Raw genomic sequence first — 20,634 nt, 5'->3', positions numbered from 1 at the left:
TAAATAAGAGTCCATCCTCGGCGGAGCGTTCGATGCCGGTCTATACAGTGCATGCCCCCGTGGCCAACGGCGCCGATCTCGCGGCGACCGACAAGTTCGTCTTCGTGCGCGATGGCTTCCATTTCTGGGCGGCGGTTGCGGGCGTGATCTGGCTGGCCTGGCATCGGCTCTGGCTGGCGCTGATCGGCTGGTTCGTTCTTACTTTCGTGATCGATTACGCGCTGGCCAAGCTTGGCGTCGGCCGTAGCGCGATCTTCTTCGTCGACCTGGTGCTGATGGTGTTGCTCGGCCTCGAGGCTGCGACCCTGCAACGCTGGACGCTGTCGCGGCGCAGATGGCGCCAGATCGACATCGTCGTGGGTGACGATGTGGAGGCCGCAGAGCGCCGTTTCTTCGCGCGCTGGACCGCGCGGCATCGCGGCGCCGTCAACGACCAGCGGTCCGTCGACCGCGGTGGACCGCCACCGACCCGCGACGTTCCGGGTCAGTCGTTCTCAAAACCCGCGCCGATGCCGCAGGGCGGCATCATCGGATTGTTTCCAGAGCCAGGAGGATCGCGATGACCGTTGCAATCATCGATTACGGCTCCGGCAATCTGCATTCGGCGGCCAAGGCCTTTGAGCGCGCCGCACGCAGCATGGAGGATCCGCAAGCCATCAAGGTGACGCGCGATCCCGACGCAGTGTATCGCGCCGATTGCATCGTGCTGCCGGGCGTCGGCGCCTTCGCCGATTGCCGGCGCGGCCTTGATGCCGTCAACGGCATGGTCGAGGCGATCACCGAGGCGGTGCGGGTCAAGGCGCGGCCCTTTTTCGGCATCTGCGTCGGCATGCAGCTGATGGCGAGCCGCGGCAAGGAACATGTCATCACCGAAGGCCTGAACTGGATCGGCGGTGACGTCGAGAAGATCACGCCACGCGATGAAAGCCTGAAGATCCCGCACATGGGCTGGAATACGCTCGAGGTGCTCAGGGAGCATCCGGTGCTGAACAAGCTGCCGCTCGGCCCGAAGGGCCAGCACGCTTATTTCGTGCACTCCTATCACCTCAACCCCGCCAGCGAGGCGGACGTGCTCGCGCGCGCCGATTACGGCGGGCCCGTCACCGCGATCGTGGCGAAGGACACCGCAATCGGTACGCAATTCCACCCCGAGAAGAGCCAGCGTTTCGGGCTCGCTTTGATCGCCAATTTCTTGAAATGGAAGCCGTGATTCTCTTTCCCGCGATCGACCTCAAGAACGGCCAGTGCGTGCGCCTCGAGCAAGGCGACATGGCGCGCGCGACCGTGTTCAACCTCAATCCGGCCGCGCAGGCGCAGAGCTTTGCCGATCAGGGCTTCGAATATCTCCACGTCGTCGACCTCGACGGCGCCTTCGCCGGCAAGCCCGTGAACGCGCAGGCCGTCGAGGCGATGCTGAAGACGATCAAGATCCCGGTGCAGCTCGGCGGCGGTATTCGCGATCTCAAGACCGTCGAAGCCTGGCTCGACAAGGGCATCACCCGCGTCATCATCGGCACCGCCGCGGTGCGCGACCCTGAACTGGTGAAGTCCGCGGCGAAGAAGTTTCCCGGCCGCGTCGCCGTGGGCCTCGATGCCCGTGACGGCAAGGTCGCGGTCGAAGGCTGGGCCGAGACCTCGCAGGTCACGGTGCTCGAGATCGCGCGGCGTTTCGAGGATGCCGGCGTCGCCGCCATCATCTTCACCGACATCGCGCGCGACGGCTTGCTCAAGGGATTGAATCTCGACGCGACCATCGCGCTCGCCGAGGCCATCTCCATTCCCGTAATCGCCTCCGGCGGTCTCGCCTCGATCGAGGACGTCAAGGCGATGCTGACGCCGCGCGCCAAAAAGCTCGCCGGTGCGATCGTCGGCCGCGCGCTCTATGACGGACGGCTCGATCCGGCCGCTGCCCTTCAGCTGATCCGCGGCGCGTAGGAGGAGATCATGTTCAAAGTGCGCGTGATCCCCTGCCTCGACGTCAAGGACGGCCGCGTCGTCAAGGGCGTCAACTTCGTCGATCTGCGCGATGCCGGCGATCCCGTCGAAGCCGCGATCGCCTATGACGCCGCCGGCGCCGACGAGCTCACCTTCCTCGACATCACCGCGACCCATGAGAACCGCGGCATCATGCTGGACGTTGTCCGGCGCACGGCGGAAGCCTGCTTCATGCCCGTGACCGTCGGCGGCGGCGTGCGTGAGGTCAACGACATCAAGACGCTGCTGCGCGCCGGTGCCGACAAGGTCTCGATCAACAGCGCCGCCGTGGCGCGGCGCGAGTTCGTCAAGGAAGCCGCCGAGAAATTCGGCGAGCAGTGCGTGGTGGTCGCGATCGACGCCAAGCGCGTCAAGCGTCCCGGCGGCGACCGCTGGGAGATTTTTACCCATGGCGGGCGCAACTCGACCGGCATCGATGCCATCGAATACGCCCAGGAAGTGGTCTCGCTCGGGGCCGGTGAAATCCTGCTCACCTCGATGGATCGGGACGGCACCAGGCAGGGGTTCGACATTCCGCTGACCCGTGCGATCGCCGACAGTATTCCCGTTCCCGTGATCGCCTCGGGCGGCGTCGGCAATCTCGACCATCTCGTCGACGGTATCCGCGACGGGCACGCCACGGCCGTGCTGGCCGCCTCGATCTTCCATTTCGGGGAATTCACCATCCGCGAAGCCAAGGAGCACATGGCGCGCGCCGGCCTGCCGATGCGGCTCGATCCCTAGCGTGAGCGTGGTCCGGAAAAGTGGAAACCGGTTTTCCGAAAAGACCACGCTCAAACGGAGTGGTTGAGGACTCCTTGTCACAAAAATGCTAAGTCCCCACCTAAGGGATGGCACCCGTGCGGTGCCGCTGTGCATGCTTGAGTTGAGTTGATGTCGCGTTTCACGGTCCACGATCTGGCCGCCACCATCGATGCCCGCGCTGCAACGGGCGGTGAGGCGTCCTACACCCGCAAGCTGCTCGACAAGGGCGCGGAGCATTGCGCCAAGAAATTGGGCGAGGAAGCGGTCGAGACCGTGATCGCCGCGGTCGAGAATGACCGCGATCACCTCATCGCGGAAAGTGCCGATCTCGTGTTTCACCTGCTGGTTCTGTTGAAATCCCGCGGCGTGAGGCTGGAGGATGTCGAGGCCGCGCTGGAGAAGCGCACCTCGATGTCGGGACTGGAAGAGAAGGCGTCGCGCAAGCGCGACTAGCGCAAATGATCGAGCGCATCGAGAGGGGCGGCCTCATGGACATCCGGGCACCAGATCAACAGTACAACCCCTACCGCATCTTCACGCGCCAGCAATGGTCGCATCTGCGCGACGATACGCCGATGACGCTGGAGCCGGGTGAATTCGACCGGCTGCGCTCACTGCACGACCGCCTTGATCTCCAGGAAGTCGAGGACATTTATCTTCCGCTGTCGCGCCTGTTGTCGATCTATGTCGACGCCATGCAGCGCCTGTATTACGCAGAGCGCCAGTTCCTCAACATCAGGGATCGCAAGGTCCCCTACATCATCGGCGTCGCAGGCTCGGTTGCGGTCGGGAAATCCACCACGGCACGCGTTCTTCAGGCCCTGCTGGCGCGCTGGTCGCCGCGGCCGAAGGTCGAGCTGATCACCACCGACGGATTCCTCTATCCCAACGCGGTGCTCGAGCGGCACGGCATGATGCAGAAGAAGGGTTTTCCGGAGAGCTACGATCTGCCCCTGCTGCTCAGCTTCCTCTCCGACATCAAGGCCGGCCGCCGCCACGTGCGCGCGCCGATCTATTCGCATCTGACCTACGACATCGTGCCGAACCAGTGGGCCGAGATCGACCAGCCCGACATCCTGATCGTCGAGGGCGTCAACGTGCTGCAAACCGGCAAGCTGCCGCGTGACGGCAAGGCGGTGCCTGTCGTCTCCGACTTCTTCGATTTCTCGGTCTATATCGACGCCGACGAGGCGGCACTGCGGCAATGGTACATCAAGCGCTTCCTGGCGCTGCGCGACACCGCATTCACCAATCCAAAATCCTACTTCAACCGCTACGCGCTGCTGTCGGACGAGGAAGCCACCGCGACCGCGATCGCGATCTGGGAACGCACCAACCTCGCCAATCTCGAGGACAACATCCTGCCGACCCGTCCCCGGGCGACGCTGATCCTGAAGAAGGGCGCCGATCACACGGTGCAGTCGGTCGCGCTGCGCCGGCTGTAAGGTTTGATCCGCCAAAGCTGACCACATCAACGGCGTCGTCCCGGCGTAGGCCGGGACCCATACTCTGCGGCCCCTGCAAAAGGCACGCGGCGAGACGGTCGCTCACCAATTGGCATTCTTGGTTATGGGTCCCGGCCTTCGCCGGGACGACGCGGGGTTAGTGGCTGCTACGCCGCAATGTGCCGCGATGCGGCCAGCCCGGCCAGCGCCTCGTCCAGCTTCTCCCGGTCGAGCGGCTTGATCAGAAATCCGTTCATGCCCGCCTCGAAGCAGGCGTGGCGATCCTCCACCAGCGTGTTGGCGGTAAGCGCCAGGATCGGAGTCCGGCGGACGGATTGCGCGGCTTCATGGGCGCGGATCTGCTTGGTGGTCTCGATGCCGTCGAGCTGCGGCATCTGGATGTCCATCAGCACGAGATCGTAGGGCGTGCCGGCTGAGGTCGCCGACAGCCAGGATTCCATTGCCTGCTCGCCGTTGGTGGTGATGACCACGTTATGGCCGAGCTTGGTCAGCAGCGAGCGCATCAACAATGCGTTGATCTCGTTGTCTTCGGCGACGAGGATCGACAGCCCCTTGTCCGGCAACGCGGATGCGGGCGCAGTGGGTGCGGACCCGGCGGCCGCCTCGATCGCGAGGCTCGGCGCCGCGATTTCCGGCGATGCGGTCAGGCGCGCGGCGAGCGACGACGCGCGCAATGGCTTCACCAGGTAGCCGGTGAACATGGCTGACTCGGAAGCCGAAAGGTCCTGCCGCGTCGCCGGCGTGAACATCACGATGCGATGGGTTGCATGGAGCCGGGCGGCGTCGGCAAATGCCTCCATCGCCGGGGTGCCGAGCGTGTGGTCGATCAGGGCCGCGTGCCAGCTCCGCTCCGGCAGCAGCGCCTCGGCGACGTTGGCATCCGACACGATGCAGGTCCGCGCGCCCCAGCGCTGCAACCGCCGCGAGATCAGCGAGACCTCGATGCTGTGCGGCGCCACCAGCATGATCGACTGTCCCGTCAAGTCGGGCGCGGCGAAGCCGCTGGCCTCGCCGGTATCGGCGGCGACGAGCGGGATCGACACCTCGAAGGTCGAGCCCCTGCCCGGCTCGCTCGTGAGCGTGATCCGGCCGCCCATGCGCTTGACGATGCGTTCGCTGATGGCAAGGCCGAGCCCGGTGCCGCCATAGGTGCGGGCAACGCGCTGGTCGGCCTGCTCGAACTCGCGGAAGATGCGCTGCTGGGCTTCGGCGGCGATGCCGATGCCGGTATCGCGGACCAGGAAGCTGATCTCGTTCGGCCAGATGCCGGGCTCGACGATCAGCGCAACGCCGCCGCCCGCGGTGAACTTGATGGCGTTGCCGGCGAGGTTGAGCAGCACCTGGCGCAGCCGCGCGGCGTCGCCGACCACCTCAAGCGGCAGGCGCTCGTCGACATAGGCGGCGATCTCAAGCGCCTTCGCCTGCGCGCGCGGCGCGAGCAGCTCGGTGATCTCCTCGACCAGGGTCGAGAGCGCGAAGGGACGTTGATCGAGGTCGAGCTTGCCGGCCTCGATCTTGGAATAGTCCAGCAATTCCTCGATCAGCGCCATCAAAGCTTCGCCCGAGGTCTTCACCGCCCTGGCATAGGTCGCCTGCTCCGGCGTCAGCTGCGTATCCATCAGCAATCCGCCCATGCCGATGATGCCGTTGAGCGGGGTGCGGATCTCGTGCGAAGCCATCGCCAGGAAGCGCGACTTGGCGCGGTTGGCGGCATCGGCCTGGTCGCGGGCATCGGACAGCGCGCGTTCGGTCTCGGTGCGGTCGGTGACGTCGCGACCCACGCTCTGCATCTCCGCGGGCGCGCCGGCATCGTTGCGCACGAGGCCCTCACGCCAGGCGATCCAGCGTGGCCCGAGCGGTCCCTCGATCTTCTGGTCGTAGACCCGCGTGCCGTTGGATTCGAGCGCGGTGTCGCCTTGCTCGAGCACCTTCAGCGTGGCGGTGCTGCCGATCAATTCGCTGCGGGGCCTCTGCGCCAGCTCGCAATAGGCATCGTTGGCATAGGTGATGAGCCCGTCGAGGTCGCGCAGCACGATCAGATCGTCCTGCGCCTCGAACAGGGTAGAGGCGCGCTGCTCGGCCTCCTGCAGTTCCCAGTTGCGGTCGGCCATCGCTTCATTGTGCATGGCGATGGTGCGCAGCCGCTTGCGCATCAGCCGCAGGCGGATGCCGAGCGTCACGATCCAGAGGCAGGCGAGCGCGAACAGGAAGCTGACCCCAATCGCGAATGCATTGGGATCGTAGCCGCTCTGTTGCGAGAGCGCGCCCGAAATGAACCCGAAGGCGCTGCCGAACGCGACGGAGAAGATCGTGAACGAGCGGACGATCGTCGCGACCCAGGAATGGCGCCGGAGGAAGCGGCGAAGGCGCAACTTGATCCGGAAGAAACGCCCCATCAATGGTGACCCTGAGACAGCTTGATCTGGCGCTGACGATGCGTCGGCCAGCTTGCAAAGTGCTTGAAGTTGGTGGCCATTTCGCGCTGCCCTCAGAACAAGGTTAGCGGGGGGTTAATTCCGCCATGACCCGGTTCGGGACGCGCGTGTCAGGTGCGGGCGATGCGGCTTCAAGGCGGCGGTGTCCGCCCCGGGCGCTGACGATCAGGGCCGCGGCATCGCGCACAGAGAACGTCTTCGACTGCACGAAGACACGGTAGTCGGACGGACCGTCATCATGCGTCAGATAGATGACGGAGCCGGTTGCCGAGGCATCGCTGGAAATCCCGATCAGCTGCGCCGCCGCGCTGCTCTCGCAGGCGCCGGCCTCGGCATCGTCGATGTCGTCGATCACGGTGAAGTCGGCGGCGTCGGCGCTGTCGGCGATCTGGACCCGGACGGTGGCTTGGCCGGGGTCGTCAGTGAAGCTGACGTGAAGTTGCGCCAGCCAGGGGACCGATGCGATCTGCATCGTGGCGCCGCCCACCTCGATGCAGGGCCGGGGGCCCGGCAGGAATTCGACGCGGGCAAGGACCGCGGCCACGGCAAGGGGGACCACCGAGGTCAAAATCTTCAAACGCAACATGACACAACTCGCTCGACCCAAGCTTGCCGCCGATCGCGGTGCTTATGGTTTGCGGAGCGTAAACAAAACTCGTTACCGCCGCGTTGACGCGGGGCATTGCGGCACGAATCGGGACGGGGCTGCGCTTCGGATCACGCGGCGCGGCGCACATCGTCGGCCAATGCACGGTAGGACAGCGCTTCGGCCAGATGCAGCCGGCCGATCTTGTCCGCGTTGTCGAGGTCCGCCAGCGTGCGCGCCACCCGCAGCACGCGGTGATAGCCGCGCGCGGTGAGGTGCATGTTGTCGGCGGCCTCGCGCAGCAGCTTCTGCCCATGCGCGTCGGGCTGCGCGATGGTCTCGAGCAGCGAGCTCGGCGCCTCGGCATTGGTGCGGACCTTTGGCAGGCCGGCATCCGCATAGCGCGCGAGCTGGATGTCGCGCGCCGCCGCCACGCGTGCGGCGACCTCGGCCGATCCCTCCGCCGCCGGGGGCAGGATCAGGTCCGCCGCGGTCACGGCCGGCACCTCGATGCGCAGATCGATGCGGTCCATGAGGGGACCGGAGATGCGCATCTGGTAGTCGGCGGTGCAGCGGTCGACAGGTGCGCGCTTGCAGGCATAGCCGGGCTCGAACGCATTGCCGCAGCGGCAGGGATTCATCGCCGCGACCAGCATGAAGCGGGCAGGGTAGGTGACGCGGTGATTGGCCCGCGACACCGCGACTTCGCCGTTCTCCAGCGGTTGGCGCAGCGAATCCAGCACGCGCGGATCGAACTCCGGCAGCTCGTCGAGGAACAGCACGCCCTGATGCGCCAGCGAGATCTCGCCGGGCTTGGCGCGCATGCCGCCGCCGGTGAGCGCGGCCATGCTGGCGGAATGATGCGGCGCGCGGAACGGGCGCCGCGCCGTCAGCGCGCCGCCTTCGATCTCGCCGGCGACGGAGGCGATCATCGAGACCTCGAGCAGCTCGCCCGGCGACAGTGGCGGCAGGATCGAGGGCAGGCGCGCCGCCAGCATCGATTTGCCGGCGCCGGGCGCGCCGATCATCAACAGATGATGACCGCCGGCGGCCGCGATCTCCAGCGCGCGCTTGGCGCTTTCCTGGCCCTTGATGTCGCGCAGGTCGAGCGTGGAGGCGGGCGCCTCGTGCACCTTCGGCGAGGGCCGCGACAGCACCTGGGTGCCCTTGAAATGGTTGGCGATCTGGATCAGCGAACTCGCCGCGATGATCTGGATGTCCGGGCTCGCCCAGGCCGCTTCGGAGCCGCAGGCCGCCGGGCAGATCAAGCCTTCCTCGCGCGCATTGGCGCCGATCGCGGCTGGCAAGACACCGGCCACCGGCGCAATCGAGCCGTCGAGGCCGAGCTCGCCGAGAACGGTGAAGCCGGTCAGCGCATCGGGCGGGATCGCGCCGATCGCCGCCATCAGCCCGAGCGCGATCGGCAGGTCGTAATGGCTGCCTTCCTTCGGCAGGTCGGCCGGTGCCAGATTGACGATGATCCGCCGCGCCGGCAGCGCCAGCCCCGAGGCGATCAGCGCCGAGCGCACCCGCTCGCGCGCCTCCGACACCGCCTTGTCCGGCAGGCCGACGATGGCGAAGGCCGGCAGGCCAGGGGCGACCTGCACCTGCACGTCGACCGCGCGGGCCTCGATCCCCTCAAAGGCGACGGTGGAAACCCGCTGAACCATGCTGCCCCTATTCTTCCGCAATCGAAGGTAGCGGAACCGGGCGGCAAGTGCAAGAACATTACAAGAACGTTCGCGGCGCCGAGGGCTGGTCGCCCGGTGCCAATTCACCGCGCGGCGCATTCGCTTCCGGCCGGCGCGGAAGCGTCAGGCGTCGCTCGCGATGACGCGCGCCTCGCGCGATCGAACACAACTCGCGTCGTCGACAACTGCAGGAATCATTTTCAAGAATCATTCCAGCACGACGGGCATCGCGCGCTTATTGTCGCAGCGTGTCGTCGATTTGCTTGCTGTTTCAGTGATCGCACACTGATCGCGCGCGCAGTCTCGATCTATTCCAACTGCCGAGGTCTGTACTCGCGAGCCCCGCGCTGTAGAGCCGGATCACAAATCCATCCAGGCTGACATCAGGGGCGCCTTCGCGTGATCGATCGACTTGCTTCGCATTCCACCCGTCAACATCCAGCGCTGCGAACGATCGGTCTGTGTACCGCTGCCGTCCTTGCCGCAGGTGTCACGACCGAACGCGCCGACGCGCAATCGGAACTGCCGCCGGTGAGCGTGGACGCGCCTCAGCAGCGCTCGATCACTGCGAATGCAAAACCGGTTCGTCGTCCGGTGACCGCACGCGCGAGCCGCGCCAATCGTGTGGCTCGATCCCAGCAGGCGACGCCGCCAGCGGCGGCACGTTCCGGTGCCGGCGCCGGTGAGCGAGCCGGCGGTCCGGTGGTTGGGTTCGTTGCCATGCGTTCGGGCTCGGCGACCAAGACCGACACGCCGCTGATCGAAATCCCGCAATCGATCTCGGTCGTCACGACGGACCAGATCAGGAACCAGGGTGCGGAATCGGTGGGCGCGGCACTGCGCTACACCGCCGGCGTGAGCGGCGACGTCAATGGCGGCTCGGACACCCGATTCGGCGGCCTCCAGATCCGCGGCTTCGACATGACCATGCCGGGCCTCTACGTCGACGGCCTGCGGATTCCGTCCAGCAACTACGTGCATTTCAACGGCCTCGATCCCTATGGTGCCGAGCGCATCGAGGTGCTCAAGGGGCCGTCCTCCGCGATGTATGGCGGCAGCGGCACCGGCGGCATCCTCAACTATGTGACCAAGCTGCCGACTGCGCAGCAATTCGGCGAAGTCTCGATTTCCGGCGGCAGCTTCAACCGCTATCAGGGCCAGTTTGATATGGGCGGCCCCGCCAACAAGGAGGGGACCGTGCTATGGCGCCTGACCGGCGTGGTTCGCGACGGCGAGACCCAGGTCGACTTCAGCAAGGACAATCGCGTCTTCATCGCGCCTGCCGTCACCTTCAAGCCGAACGAGGATACGACCATCACGATCCTCGCCAACTACCAGAAGGAACGCACCGGCTGGGGCCTGCAATTCCTGCCGCCGTCCGGCACCGTCTGGGCCAATAACGGCCGCTACATTCCGAATACGCGCTTCGTCGGCGAGCCCGGCTTCAACCAGTTCGACACCGAACAATCCTCGGTCGGCTACATGCTGTCGCACGACATCAACGACGCGCTGACCTTCCGCCAGAACCTGCGCTATTCGTGGATGCACAACGAGCAGAAGAGCTTCTACGGCACCGGCTATGCATCGGCGGCCGACGAGGCCGCGGGCCTGCTGTCGCGCGGCGGCGCCGGCGGCAGCTCGACGATCGATTCCTTCGCGGTCGACAACCAGCTGCAGGGCAAGTTCGTCACCGGCATGCTGAGCCACACGACGCTGTTCGGCGTCGATTACCGCAACACGTCGTTCCGCGACATGGCCTCGAGCTACAGCACCGGCAAGCTCAACGTCTTCGCGCCGGTCTATACCAACAGCTGGACCAACAACGGACCGTATGACGATACCGGCGTCAAGCAGTCGCAGGTCGGCCTCTATGCGCAGGATCAGATCAAGCTCGGCCGGCTGTCGTTCCAGCTCGGCGGCCGTCAGGACTTCGTGACCACGGACCTCGACAACAATCTCGCGAGGACGTCGACCTCGACCGATGCCTCGGCATTCACCGGTCGCGCTGCCGTGATGTACAATTTCGACAACGGCATCGCGCCCTATTTCAGCTACTCGGAATCGTTCCTGCCGGTGCTGAGCGTCAATGCCGCCGGCGAGCTGCTGAAGCCGGAAAGCGGCGTCCAGTACGAAGTCGGCGTCAAGTACCAGCCGATCGGCATCAATGCGCTGATCACGCTGGCCGCCTTCGACCTGACCCGATCCAACGTCGTCACCTACGCTCCGCCGTTCTATTTCGCGGAGCAGACCGGCGAGGTCAGGTCGCGCGGCGTCGAGCTCGAAGGCACCGCGACGCTTGTCGAGGGCGTCAATATCCGCGGCCTATGCCTATGTCGATGCCGTGGTCACGCAGGATCCGGTCAATGTCGGCAAGGCGCCGGTCACCGTGCCGCTCAATCGCGCCTCGCTGTGGAGCGATTACACCGTTCAGGGCGGCCCGCTCGCCGGCGTCCAGTTCGGGGGCGGCGTCCGCTATGTCGGATCGACGTTCGGTGACGACGCCAACACCTTCAAGGTACCGGCGTCGACGGTCGTCGATGCGCTCGTCGCCTATACCAGGGACAATTATCGCCTTTCGCTCAACGTCACCAACCTCGCCGATACGCGCTACGTGGCAGCCTGCTACGGCAACACCAGCTGCTTCTACGCGGAGGGCCGCAAGGCGATCGCGAAGCTGACCTATCGCTGGTGATCAGCCAAATGACATGCTGAAATGCACATGAGATCCATCTTCGGACGACTGCATCGTTGGGCGGGACTGCTCACGGCCGGGTTCCTGTTCTTCTCCGGCATCACCGGCGCGATCATCTCCTGGGATCACGAGCTCGACGACGTCCTGAACAGGAAGCTGTTCGAGGTGATGAGCTCCGGACCCGCGATCCCGTCGGTCGAGCTCGTCCGGCTGATCGAGCAGCGCGATCATCGCGCCCGCGTCGTCCACATGTTCATGACGGCGGAGAGAGGCGACTCGCTGTGGTTCTTCGTCATGCCGCGGATCGATCCCGCGACCGGCAAGCGTTACCCGCTCGACTACAACCAGGTCTTCCTCGATCCCAACACCGGTGCGGAGCTTGGCCGCCGCTATTGGGGCGCGGTCTGGCCGGTGACGCGGGAGAACTTCGTCTCGTTCCTCTACAAGCTGCACTACACGATGCACATCCCGGAATTCTGGGGCAGCGACCGCTGGGGCATGCGCGTGCTCGGCGTGATCGCCATCGTCTGGACCATCGATTGCTTCGTCGGCTTCTATCTGACGCTGCCCTCGCGGCGGCGTGCAAAGGCGGAACGGGCGTCGGTGATATCAGGCCGGCGCGGCAAGGGTTTCTGGACGCGCTGGGCGCCGGCCTGGACCATCAAGACGTCGGGCAGCGCCTATCGGATCAATTTCGACATCCACCGGGCCTTCAGCCTCTGGACCTGGGGTGTGCTGTTCGTCATCGCCTTCACGGCGTTCTCGCTGAACCTCTATTTCGAGGTGTTCTCGCCGCTGATGAAGATGGTGTCGAACTACACGCCGACGCCCTACGAGCAGCGGCCCTATCGCAATCTCGACGATCCGATCGAGCCAAGAATGACCTACGCGGAGATCGCCACGCGGGCCGCGGCCGACGGCAAGGCGCGCGGATGGACGACCCCGGTCGGCTCGATCAATTACGGCCCGGCCCATGGCGTCTATGCCGCCGCCTTCTTCCACCCCGGCGACGACCACGGCGCAGGCGGCGTCGGCCCGGCGCAACTCTACTACGACAGCGAGGACGGCCGCCCCATCGGCGAGCGACTGCCCTGGGTCGGCACCGCCGCCGACATCTTCGTGCAGGCGCAATTTCCGCTGCATTCGGGCCGCATCGTCGGGCTGTTCGGCCGCATCCTGATCTCGGTGATGGGATTGGTGGTCGCGGCGTTGTCGGTGACGGGCGTCGTGATCTGGTGGCGCAAACGTCGTGCGCGGATTGGCGCGCGAGAGACGATGCGCACACGCCCCGGGAGCCGCCTTGCGCCGGCGGAATAGGCCGGGCGCCCCGTGGGCTCCTTACACCGGGCGACAAATGCATTCGGGAGCGGCGGCGACCGCTCCCGAGGCAGTCCGCAATCAGCCCGTCACAGGTTCATCTTCATCGGTTCCGGATAGTAGTGGAATCCCTCACCGGCCTTGGCGACATGACCGTAGCCCGGCCAGGCGAAGTGATAGGACATCACCGGCGTCTTGTTCGCCGCGAGCATCGTGAGCAACTTTACACGCGATTCCGCGGCCTGCTTCGGATCGGTGTCGTAGGAGAACTCCATCCGCGGCCGCTCCAGCAGCAGCACCGAATGGTGCGAGAGGTCGCCGAGGAAGGCGAACGATTTCCCCGCCGACGAGACCATGAAGATGGTGTGGCCGACGGTGTGGCCCGGTGCCGCGATCGCCTGCACGCCGGGCAGGAATTCCTGGCCGTCCTTGAAGAACACGATGCGGTCGCGAACCGGCAGCAGGTTCTTGCGGGCGTGGACGACGAAGTCCTTGGCCGGGCTGCCGAGCTTGGCCTCGTCGGTCCAGAAGTCGAAATCGGTCTGCGAGATGTAGACCTGCGCGTTCGGGAACAGCGGCTTGTCGTCGGCGCCGACAATGCCGCCGATATGATCGATATGCGCGTGCGACAGCACGACGGCGTCGATGTCCTCCGGCTTGATGCCGGCTTCCTTCATGCTCTTCTGCTGCCGGCCGGTGGTCGGACCGAAGGCCTTCGAGCTGCCCATGCCGGTATCGAACAGGATCAGCTTGTCGCCGGTGTTCACGATCGGCGAGTTCTGTTCGAGCACGACGTTGTCCGGCGACAGGAAATTGTCGGCGAGCATCTTCTTGACCTCTTCCTTGGGAACGCCGGTGAAGGTCCCCGAGGGATCGCCGAGCGGCAGCGGCCCGTCGGATACGACGGTCACCTCGGCATCGCCGAGAATGAATCGGTGCCAGTAGGGCGTCTGCGTGCCGAGCTTCGGCGCGCGTGCCTGTGCGGTGCCCCCGAGCAGGGTGCTGGCGCCGAGACCGGCACCGAGCGCGAGCAAGGATCGTCGTGAGACATTGAGCGTCATAACGTCTTCCTCCACAATTTTTATGATATTTTCGCGTTGTTGCCCGCGCGTTGACCCGCTGCTTGACCTGACGCAGGCAAGAGGATGCTGCCCTCGCCCGCGCAAGCTGGCAAGAAGAATAAGGAGAACGCATGCGTGGTCGAACGCCGACTGGATTTCAGCCGGCCGTGCGGCGCACAAGGGAGGGTTATCTGGCGGCGCGCTTCTTCTCGATGGTATCCCAGATCATCGCCGCGACGTCGGGGCCATTGAGCCGCTGGATGGCGCGGATGCCGGTCGGCGAGGTGACGTTGATCTCGGTGAGGTTGCCGTTGATGACGTCGATGCCGACGAACAGGAGGCCGCGCTGGCGCAGCGCCGGGCCGACGGTGGCGCAGATCTCGCGCTCGCGCGGGGTGAGCTCGGTTTCCTGCGCCGCGCCGCCGCGCACCATGTTGGAGCGGAGATCGTCGGCGGCCGGCACACGGTTCACCGCGCCGGCGAACTCGCCGTCGACCAGGATGATGCGCTTGTCGCCGTGCTTCACCTCGGGGATGAACTGCTGGATCACCCAGGGCTCCCTGAACGTCACCGAGAACATGTCGAACAGCGAGCCGAAATTCATGTCCTGCGGCATCACGCGAAACACCGCCGCGCCGCCATGGCCGTGCAGCGGCTTCATGACGACGGCGCCGTGCTTGTCGCGAAACGCGTTGATCTCATCGAGGTCGCGCGAGATCAGCGTCGGCGGCATCAGCTGCGGAAAATTCATCACGAACAGCTTCTCCGGCGCGTTGCGCACGGAGGCGGGATCGTTGACGACCAGCGTCTTCGGATGGATGCGCTCCAGGAAATGTGTCGAGGTGATGTAGGCGAGGTCGAACGGCGGGTCCTGGCGGAGCAGCACCACGTCAAAGCCGTTCAGCGCTTCGCGCCTGGGCTCGCCCAGGGTGAAGTGGTCGCCGGGCTCGTCGCGCACGGTCAGAGGCTGCACCGGCGCTACCAGCTCCTCGCCGCGCAGCGAGAGCTTGTCGGGCGTGTAATAGGACAGGCCATGGCCGCGCTTCTGCGCTTCCAGAAGCAGCGCAAAGGTGGAATCGCCCTTGATGTTGATGCGGGCGATGGGATCCATCTGGACGGCGATCTTCAATTTCATAGGCATGTTCCGCGAGGTCTGAGGATAACGTTAAGGGCTGGCATCGAATGCCGCTAACAGATGGCGCGGCAGGCTCTTCGGCGCAATCAGCATCGCGTCGAATCGCAATTCGAATTCGGCATGCTCGGGATGCGCTACGAGCCAGCCTTGCGCGGCGTCGATGATGCGCTGCTGCTGGCGCGGCGTCACGGCGAAAGCGGCGTCGTCGAGGCTCGCCCGCGCCTTGACCTCGACGAAGGCCAGCAAATTGCGCCGGCGCACCACCAGGTCGATCTCCCCAAAGGGGGTACGGAAGCGTCGTGCAAGGATGCGATAGCCCTTGGCGATCAGAAGGGCTGCGGCGCGGCTCTCCGCCGAGATGCCGGTCCGGAACGCCGCGACGCGCCCGGGCGAGGCGCTGTCAGTCTTCGCCATTGCCGTCCCCGATGGTCTTCGCAAGCTCGAGGGCACGGGCATAGACCTCGCGGCGCGGCCGGCCCGACAGTGCGACCGCATGCGCCACGGCATCCTTGACGCTGCCGCGGCCGAGCTGCGCCCGCAGCAGATCGTCGAGCGTATCCTGGTCCATCACCCCGGCATCATCGGCCGGAGGTCCGATGACAAGCACGAACTCGCCGCGTGTTTCGAGCGCGTCCGCGCTTGCCGCCAGCTCGGCGACCGGCGCGCGCGTGATCTCCTCGTGCAGCTTGGTCAGCTCGCGGCAGATCGCGGCATCGCGACCGGCCATGATCGCAGCGAGATCGCGCAGCGTGTCCTGTACGCGATTGCCTGATTCGAACATCACGAGCGTCGAATCGATCCTCGCCAGCTCGTTGAGCCGGGCGCGACGCGCGTGCTCCTTCGCGGGCAAAAATCCCTCGAAGAAAAACCGGTCGGTCGGCAATGCAGCGACCGACAGCGCCGTCAGCACCGATGATGGCCCCGGCACCGCGATGACGGCGTGCCCGGCGGCGCAGACCTCGCGCACCAGCTTGAAGCCGGGATCGGAGATCAGGGGCGTACCGGCGTCCGACACCAGCGCCACCGAGCCGCCTTGCGCCAGGCGCTCCAGGATCTTGGGGCGGGCCTGGGCCGCATTGTGCTCGTGGTAGAGCGCGAGCTCGGCGGCGATCGCATAACGCTCGGTCAGCCGGCGGGTGATCCTCGTGTCCTCGCACGCGATGACGTCGACACCGGCCAGCGTTTCCAGCGCGCGCAGGGTGATGTCGGCAAGATTTCCGATCGGGGTCGCGACCAGATGGAGCCCGGGTGCGGCCCTCGGCGCGGCCAATTGCTGGCCGCCGATCGAAAAGGTTCTGGCCGCAGCGCCTGTCGTGGCATCCGAACTGTGGAGGGAACTGGCTTTTGCGCGCATAATGCCAATCTAGAGGGATGGCAGCGCTTGCGCCACATCCGCAAACGGCGGTGACGGAACGCTGCCTGACGGGGGAAATGGAGGCCGCGGCAAGGGCGCCGCGGGGCCATAATCCTTTTGTTTTAGTTAACTATTCGCCGAGAATATGCCTGAATCCACCCGCCTCATCAGAGCTGGATGGAGTCCTGGCTGATCACGGTCGGCCAAGAGAAGAGAGACGATGGAAGGCCCGCATCACCGCAAGTCCCCGCCGTCGGGCACCACCCGGCGGACCGCGCTCGGCCTCATCGTGGGCGCGCCGTTGCTGACGGCGTGTTCCGGCGTGCAGCAGAGCTTGAGCCAGTTTTCCACTCCGTTCGGCGGCAACCAGGAAGGCGGTCCCGCCGGACCGCAGCAGCAACCGCAGGCGGTCGGCACCGGGCAGGTCAAGATCGGGCTGATCCTGCCGCTGTCGGCTTCCGGCAATGCCGGCCTCGCGGCGCAATCCATGCGCAACGCCGCCGAGATGGCGCTGGCCGAGTTCCAGAACCCGAACATCCAGCTCCTGATCAAGGACGATGGCGGCAGCCCGCAGGGCGCATCGCAGGGTGCCCAGCAGGCACTGTCCGAAGGCGCCGAGATCATTCTGGGACCGCTGTTCGCAGGCTCGGTGCCGGCCGTCGCGCAACTGACGCGGCCGCGCGGAACCTCGGTGATCGCATTCTCCACCGATTCGAGCGTGGCCGGGCGCGGCGTCTATCTGCTGAGCTTCCTGCCGGAGTCCGATATCAACCGCATCGTCGACTACTCGGCGGGGATCGGAAAGCGCTCGTTCGCCGCGATGGTGCCGGACAATGCCTATGGCAACGTGGTCGAGGCCGCGTTCAAGCAGGCGGTCGGCCGCAAGAACGGCCGCGTCGTCGCATTCGAGAAATATGGCGCCGATCGCGCGACGCCGGCGCGAACCGTGGCGCAGGCGCTCGGCCAGGCCGATGCGCTGCTGATCGCCGACGATGGTGATTCGGTCGTCGCGACCGCCGATGCCTTGACCGCGGCGGGCGCGAACCTGCGCAACATCCAGCTGCTCGGCACCGGCCTGTGGGACAATCCGCGCGTCTATGCCAGCGCCGCGCTTCAGGGCGGCCTCTATGCCGCGCCCGACCCGGCCGGCTTCCGCGCCTTCTCCGGCCGCTATCGCACCAAATATGGCGGCGAGCCGGTGCGCACGGCGACGCTTGCCTATGATGCCGTGGCGCTGATGGCGGCGCTCGCGCGCACGCAAGGGGCGCAACGCTTTGCGCCGGAGACGTTGACCAATCCGTCCGGCTTTGCCGGTATCGACGGTCTGTTCCGCTTCCGCTCCGACGGCACCAATGAGCGCGGCCTTGCGGTCATGAAGGTGGCCTCAGGCGGCAGCACGCCGGTCGCAGGCTCGCCGAAGAGCTTCGGCGCTTAATTTTCGTCGGGCGGTCAAGCTGCCTTGTCGAGCGCCGGCACCCGCCGGCTCCTTTGCATGGGGTTGTTTTCGATATTTTGGCAGCGTGCACCTAAAGCATGATCCGGAAAAGTGTGCAGCGGTTTTCCGAAAAGATCATGCTTAAACAACAACCTAAGGCGCGATGACGATTCATCCTAATCGTATCGCGCTTTAGGCGGCGAGATCCGCAACGACCGCGTCGAGCACCGGGAATCCCGACTTGGTCACGCGGAGCCGCCCGTCGCATCGACGGTGATCGCGCCTTCCTCGCGCAGCAGCGCGATGCGGCGGGGGTCGAGCGGGCGGCCGGAGAGGGCGGTGTAGCGCTCGGGGTCGATGCCCTCGGCAAGGCGCAGTCCCATCAGCAGGAATTCGTCGGCGCGCTCTTCGCTGTTGAGGCGCTCGTCGGTGACGACGCCGTGGCCGCGCTCCTCGACGCGCAACAGCCAGGCCTCGGGACGCTTCTCCGTGGCGGTGGCGTGGCGCACGCCGTCGATGTCGAGGCGGCCGTGCGCGCCGGGGCCGATGCCGGCATATTCCTCGCCGCGCCAGTACACCAGATTGTGCCGGCACTCGGCGCCGCGCCGGGCGTGATTTGAGATCTCGTAGGCGGGCAGACCCAGCCTGTCGCAGGTCTCCTGCGTGACGTCGTAGAGCGCGCGCGCGACCGCTTCATCCGGCGTCTTCAATTTGCCGGCCTGGTGCAGGCCGAAGAACGGCGTGCCTTCCTCGATCGTCAATTGATAGAGCGACAGATGCTCGGCCGCTTCATCGATTGCGAGACGCAGTTCGTCGGCCCACATCGCCGGCGTCTGGTCGGGACGGGCGTAGATCAGGTCGAACGAATAGCGGTCGAAGGAGCGGCGTGCGATGGCGACGGCATCGAGCGCCTCGCGCGCGCTGTGCATGCGGCCGAGCGCCTTCAGCGAGGCATCGTCGAGCGCCTGCACGCCGAGCGAGACGCGGTTGACGCCGGCGGTGCGATAGCCGGCGAAGCGCGTGGCTTCGACGCTGGTCGGGTTCGCTTCCAGCGTGACCTCGACATCGCCTGCGACGGTCCAGTGCTTGCCGATCGCATCGAGCACGGCGCCGACCGTTGCGGGCTGCATCAGGGACGGCGTGCCGCCACCGAGGAAGATCGAGGACACCTGACGCCCCGGCACGCGCGCGGCGGTCGTCTCGATCTCGCGGGCGAACGCGCGCACGAAACGCGCCTCGTCGACGGGCGCATGCCGCACGTGGCTGTTGAAGTCGCAATAGGGGCACTTCGACAGGCAGAACGGCCAGTGCACGTAGACGCCAAAGGCTTCTCGGTCAGCGCGGCTCAAGGCAGATCTCCGCCAGTTTCACGAAGGCGCGGGCGCGGTGCGACAGGCCGAGCCCCAGCGGCGGCAGGCCGTGCTTCTCGATGCTCTCCATCTCGCCGAAGGTGCGGTTGTGGCCGTCGGGCAGGAACATCGGGTCGTAGCCGAAGCCGGCAGTCCCGCGCGGCGGCCAGACCAGCGTGCCGTCGACGCGCGCCTCGACCTGTTCGAGATGATCGTCGGGCCAGGCGACGCACAGCGCGGAGACGAAATGCGCCTTGCGCTTGTCCGGCGTGGTGGCGCCGCGCTCCTGCAACAGGCGCTCGATCTGCGCCATCGCCGCGTTGAAATCCTTGGAGGGGCCGGCCCAGCGCGCGCTGTAGATGCCGGGCGCGCCGTCGAGCGCGTCGACGACGATGCCGGAATCATCGGCGAAGGCGGGCAGTCCGGTCGCCTTCGCCGCCGCGATCGCCTTGATCGCCGCGTTAGCGCGAAAATTGTCGCCGGTCTCGTCCGGCTCGGACAGGCCGAGCTCTCCCGCCGACACCGCCTCGATGCCGTACGGCGCAAGCAGCTCCCGCATCTCGGCGAGTTTGCCGGGATTGTGGGTGGCGATGACCAGCTTGTCCGTGATTCGGCGGTGCATGGCCTATTGACTACGCCACAGCCAGTTTCTGCAAGTCCACCAGACGCGCGACGCCCTTGCGGGCCAGCGCCATCAGCGCCAGGAATTCGCCTTCCGAGAAAGGCGTCTTCTCGGCGGTGCCCTGCACCTCGATGATGCGGCCATCGCCGGTCATGACGAAATTGGCGTCGGTCTCGGCCTCGGAATCCTCGGCATAGTCGAGGTCGAGCACCGGCGTGCCGTTGTAGATGCCGCAGGAGATCGCGGCGACGTTGTCGCGCAGCACGTTGGCCTTGACCATGTTGCGCGCCTTCATCCAGTTGACGCAATCGGCGAGCGCGACCCAGGCGCCGGTGATCGAGGCCGTGCGCGTGCCGCCGTCGGCCTGAAGCACGTCGCAATCGACCGTGATCTGGCGCTCGCCGAGGGCTTCGAGATTGATGATGGTGCGGAGCGAGCGGCCGATCAGGCGCTGGATCTCGACGGTGCGGCCGCTCTGCTTGCCGGCGGAGGCCTCGCGGCGGGTTCGTTCCGAGGTCGCGCGCGGCAGCATGCCGTATTCGGCGGTGACCCAGCCGCGGCCCTGGCCCTTCAGCCACGGCGGCAGGCGGTCCTCCAGCGTGGCGGTGACCAGCACATGGGTATCGCCGAATTTCACCAGGCACGAACCTTCCGCATATTTCACCACGCCGCGCTCCAGCGTCACGGGGCGCAATTCGTCGGGCGCACGGCGGCTTGGCCGCATGGGAAATCCTCCAAAAATCCGAGAAAAT

General features: G+C 66.1%; 17 protein-coding genes and 2 pseudogenes. 9 read left to right on the top strand and 10 right to left on the bottom strand.

Annotated elements, in window-relative coordinates; translation table 11 throughout:
* Positions 1 to 32: 32 nt before the first annotated feature.
* The 6 genes from RX327_RS00955 (at position 33) to coaA (ending at position 4,184) form a co-directional block, all read left to right on the top strand.
* A complete protein-coding gene (locus tag RX327_RS00955) occupies positions 33 to 563 on the top strand; it encodes a DUF2628 domain-containing protein (RefSeq protein ID WP_317249189.1) in 531 nt (176 codons plus the stop codon).
* On the top strand, positions 560 to 1,210 hold the full coding sequence (gene hisH / locus RX327_RS00950; protein ID WP_317249188.1) for an imidazole glycerol phosphate synthase subunit HisH: 651 nt from the start codon (positions 560 to 562) through the stop codon (positions 1,208 to 1,210). The genes RX327_RS00955 and hisH overlap by 4 nt, the downstream gene beginning before the upstream one ends.
* Positions 1,207 to 1,935: a 1-(5-phosphoribosyl)-5-[(5-phosphoribosylamino)methylideneamino]imidazole-4-carboxamide isomerase gene (hisA, locus tag RX327_RS00945; RefSeq protein ID WP_317249187.1), complete on the top strand. Its 729-nt coding sequence runs from the start codon at positions 1,207 to 1,209 to the stop codon at positions 1,933 to 1,935. Before hisH ends, hisA begins: the two co-directional genes overlap by 4 nt.
* 9 nt (positions 1,936 to 1,944) lie before the next feature.
* Positions 1,945 to 2,718 carry an imidazole glycerol phosphate synthase subunit HisF gene (hisF, locus tag RX327_RS00940; RefSeq protein WP_317249186.1) on the top strand — a complete coding sequence of 258 codons (774 nt, stop codon included), beginning with the start codon at positions 1,945 to 1,947 and terminating at the stop codon, positions 2,716 to 2,718.
* Between the two features lie 150 nt (positions 2,719 to 2,868).
* On the top strand, positions 2,869 to 3,192 hold the full coding sequence (locus RX327_RS00935) for a phosphoribosyl-ATP diphosphatase (RefSeq protein ID WP_028335793.1): 324 nt from the start codon (positions 2,869 to 2,871) through the stop codon (positions 3,190 to 3,192).
* A gap of 35 nt (positions 3,193 to 3,227) precedes the next feature.
* Positions 3,228 to 4,184 carry a type I pantothenate kinase gene (coaA, locus tag RX327_RS00930; protein WP_317251427.1) on the top strand — a complete coding sequence of 319 codons (957 nt, stop codon included), beginning with the start codon at positions 3,228 to 3,230 and terminating at the stop codon, positions 4,182 to 4,184.
* Between the two features lie 167 nt (positions 4,185 to 4,351).
* Here the strand turns inward: coaA and RX327_RS00925 are convergent, their stop codons facing one another.
* The 3 genes from RX327_RS00925 to RX327_RS00915 all read right to left on the bottom strand — a co-directional run bounded on the left by RX327_RS00925 (position 4,352) and on the right by RX327_RS00915 (position 8,896).
* Positions 4,352 to 6,601, bottom strand: a complete 2,250-nt coding sequence (locus RX327_RS00925) for a PAS domain-containing hybrid sensor histidine kinase/response regulator (protein WP_317249185.1) — start codon at positions 6,599 to 6,601, stop codon at positions 4,352 to 4,354.
* 103 nt (positions 6,602 to 6,704) lie between these two features.
* Entirely contained in the window at positions 6,705 to 7,226 is a 522-nt protein-coding gene (locus RX327_RS00920) for a hypothetical protein (protein ID WP_050383502.1), read from the bottom strand.
* Positions 7,227 to 7,357: 131 nt separating this feature from the next.
* A complete protein-coding gene (locus RX327_RS00915) occupies positions 7,358 to 8,896 on the bottom strand; it encodes a YifB family Mg chelatase-like AAA ATPase (RefSeq protein ID WP_317249184.1) in 1,539 nt (512 codons plus the stop codon).
* A 723-nt stretch (positions 8,897 to 9,619) separates the two neighbouring features.
* Between RX327_RS00915 and RX327_RS00910 the strand changes: the two are divergent.
* Both RX327_RS00910 and fsrB read left to right on the top strand, forming a co-directional pair.
* Positions 9,620 to 11,609: pseudogene (locus RX327_RS00910) on the top strand (TonB-dependent siderophore receptor).
* A gap of 27 nt (positions 11,610 to 11,636) precedes the next feature.
* Positions 11,637 to 12,926, top strand: a complete 1,290-nt coding sequence (gene fsrB / locus RX327_RS00905) for a siderophore utilization protein FsrB (RefSeq protein ID WP_317249183.1) — start codon at positions 11,637 to 11,639, stop codon at positions 12,924 to 12,926.
* Positions 12,927 to 13,015: 89 nt separating this feature from the next.
* Here fsrB and RX327_RS00900 read toward each other — a convergent pair whose 3' ends face one another.
* The 4 genes from RX327_RS00900 to rsmI form a co-directional block, all read right to left on the bottom strand.
* Positions 13,016 to 13,987: an MBL fold metallo-hydrolase gene (locus RX327_RS00900; RefSeq protein WP_317249182.1), complete on the bottom strand. Its 972-nt coding sequence runs from the start codon at positions 13,985 to 13,987 to the stop codon at positions 13,016 to 13,018.
* Positions 13,988 to 14,174: 187 nt separating this feature from the next.
* The gene (gene gshB / locus RX327_RS00895) at positions 14,175 to 15,122 is read right to left on the bottom strand and encodes a glutathione synthase (RefSeq protein WP_317249181.1); all 948 of its coding nucleotides are present in this window, start codon (positions 15,120 to 15,122) and stop codon (positions 14,175 to 14,177) included.
* A gap of 30 nt (positions 15,123 to 15,152) precedes the next feature.
* Complete coding sequence (locus tag RX327_RS00890) at positions 15,153 to 15,536, bottom strand: YraN family protein (protein ID WP_317249180.1); 384 nt, start codon at positions 15,534 to 15,536, stop codon at positions 15,153 to 15,155.
* On the bottom strand, positions 15,523 to 16,476 hold the full coding sequence (gene rsmI / locus RX327_RS00885; RefSeq protein WP_317249179.1) for a 16S rRNA (cytidine(1402)-2'-O)-methyltransferase: 954 nt from the start codon (positions 16,474 to 16,476) through the stop codon (positions 15,523 to 15,525). Before rsmI ends, RX327_RS00890 begins: the two co-directional genes overlap by 14 nt.
* Positions 16,477 to 16,696: 220 nt before the next feature.
* On the opposite strand from rsmI, the gene RX327_RS00880 reads away from it, so the two are divergent.
* Complete coding sequence (locus tag RX327_RS00880; protein ID WP_317249178.1) at positions 16,697 to 17,911, top strand: penicillin-binding protein activator; 1,215 nt, start codon at positions 16,697 to 16,699, stop codon at positions 17,909 to 17,911.
* A gap of 192 nt (positions 17,912 to 18,103) precedes the next feature.
* On the opposite strand, the pseudogene hemW reads toward RX327_RS00880, so the two are convergent.
* The 3 genes and pseudogenes from hemW to rph form a co-directional block, all read right to left on the bottom strand.
* Positions 18,104 to 19,260: pseudogene (hemW, locus tag RX327_RS00875) on the bottom strand (radical SAM family heme chaperone HemW).
* A complete protein-coding gene (rdgB, locus tag RX327_RS00870) occupies positions 19,247 to 19,882 on the bottom strand; it encodes an RdgB/HAM1 family non-canonical purine NTP pyrophosphatase (RefSeq protein ID WP_317249177.1) in 636 nt (211 codons plus the stop codon). Before rdgB ends, hemW begins: the two are co-directional and overlap by 14 nt.
* Before the next feature lie 10 nt (positions 19,883 to 19,892).
* Positions 19,893 to 20,606, bottom strand: coding sequence for a ribonuclease PH (rph, locus tag RX327_RS00865; protein ID WP_317249176.1), 714 nt, complete (start codon positions 20,604 to 20,606; stop codon positions 19,893 to 19,895).
* Positions 20,607 to 20,634: the final 28 nt, after the last annotated feature.

It is taken from the genome of Bradyrhizobium sp. BEA-2-5, from assembly GCF_032918025.1.
GTDB classification, from domain to species: domain Bacteria; phylum Pseudomonadota; class Alphaproteobacteria; order Rhizobiales; family Xanthobacteraceae; genus Bradyrhizobium; species Bradyrhizobium pachyrhizi.
The sequence above is the reverse complement of the archived record's forward strand: the minus strand, read 5'-3'. Positions and strand labels throughout refer to the sequence as shown.